The organism is Lysobacter daejeonensis GH1-9 (assembly GCF_000768355.1).
GTDB classification, from domain to species: Bacteria; Pseudomonadota; Gammaproteobacteria; order Xanthomonadales; family Xanthomonadaceae; genus Aerolutibacter; species Aerolutibacter daejeonensis.
This window is the reverse complement of the sequence record NZ_AVPU01000072.1, coordinates 1-1,400: the sequence shown is the minus strand read 5'-3', so window position 1 is coordinate 1,400 and position 1,400 is coordinate 1. Positions and strand designations below refer to the sequence as shown.

Below are 1,400 nucleotides of genomic sequence, written 5' to 3'. Positions count from 1 at the left end.
TCGGCTTAATTCAGGCGTTAGGCCGCAGGACTAGCACGATGTCATTCAAGCCCAGGACTACCAAGCTTGTCCTTGTCGTGGTGCTACTCGGCATCGTATTGCTAGCGTGGCTTAGCGTTCCTGCTCCGTGGTCAACTCCTCGCGTGCTAAGGGGGACCGTGATCCACTCCGACCTGGTCCTAGGCAGCAAGGTTAGGGGCGGGTCAAAAGGATCGATCTCGGTGCACCTAGAGGATGGCTCTGTGGTGTGGCTCTCGATGTCTCGATCCACGCTCCCACCAGTATCTACCTCGGTTCTAGTCGAGGAGCGCCATGGCTTGTTCGGGCAGCGCCTTGTTACGCTTGTCGGCAGGTAGGTCCGGCGGTCGGCTGCGGCCTAACAATTCATTCAAGCCGAAGCCGCTTCGCGGCTCGGCTTAATTCAGGCGTTAGGCCGGACAGGACACGTGACAGCGACTGAGCCAATGATGATTAGTTGCGGGCCCCACGGAGAACGAGTTTCCGCGGTGGTCTGTAAGCACATGCTAGAAGGGCAGCCTGCTCCAGCCGGATTCGTCGAGAACAGCAGCGACCCAAGTGACCTGCAGGCATGGTGCTACTTGTGCGAGGATAAATTCCAGCTGGAGGGAGACATGACGGATGCTTTTAGGGATTTCAATGGCATGACCATCGTCTGTGTCGTCTGCTATGCCGAGGTCAGAACTCGCCATACCATTCCAGCGAGCCAGTAGCCATGCAACTTTGCACCGGCCTAACAGTTCGTTCAAGTCGAAGCTCAATCGCTTCGCGCTTGAACTCGACTTAACTCAAGCGTTAGGCGGCTGGGGTAGATCACAGTGAACGTCCAGAAGAGCAAATGGGCACGTCGCGGCACCTATTCCCTGGTCGCGGGTCTCGGCGCTTTCTTCGCACACTTCAACTCGCAGTACGGATGGGTCACGCCTCCTGAGTACAACCGCACAAAAGGGTTTTGGCTTGAGCCGTTCATGCCAGCTCTGCAGCCCTATCTTCCGGTTCTCGTTCCGGCCATTGGCGCTGCTCTGTTGGTCTCAGCCGTTTACTGTGCTTGGCGCTATACACTTGCTGCCAAGGTTGGCGGGTCAGCCGCCTAACAATTCATTCAAGCCGAAGCCGCTTCGCGGCTCGGCTTAATTCAGGCGTTAGGCGGCATTGGAAACATGAATCGCACCCGAGAAGAGAAGCTAAGCCCCGCACTTCACCTGGCTCGCGATCTGGCCGATCTGCGCATGAAACTCCTGTCCTATCAACAGCCACATACCAGACTCGCGGAATGGCTAGAGGATGCGATCGTTCGCATCAACCGCGCTACCAATGAAAAGCGCTGGCTGCCCATTTGGTGGCGTTACGGAACAATTGATGCAAACGCTAGCGGGGGGTTC

2 protein-coding genes are annotated in these 1,400 nt (G+C 56.9%); one reads left to right on the top strand and one right to left on the bottom strand.

The window, feature by feature from the left end:
* Window positions 1-524 precede the first annotated feature (524 nt).
* Window positions 525-767: a hypothetical protein gene (locus tag N800_RS16020; RefSeq protein ID WP_156963031.1), complete on the bottom strand. Its 243-nt coding sequence runs from the start codon at window positions 765-767 to the stop codon at window positions 525-527.
* 411 nt (window positions 768-1,178) lie between these two features.
* Between N800_RS16020 and N800_RS16385 the strand changes: the two genes are divergently transcribed.
* The coding region (locus tag N800_RS16385) for a hypothetical protein (RefSeq protein ID WP_232227687.1) at window positions 1,179-1,400 on the top strand (222 nt) is incomplete at its 3' end.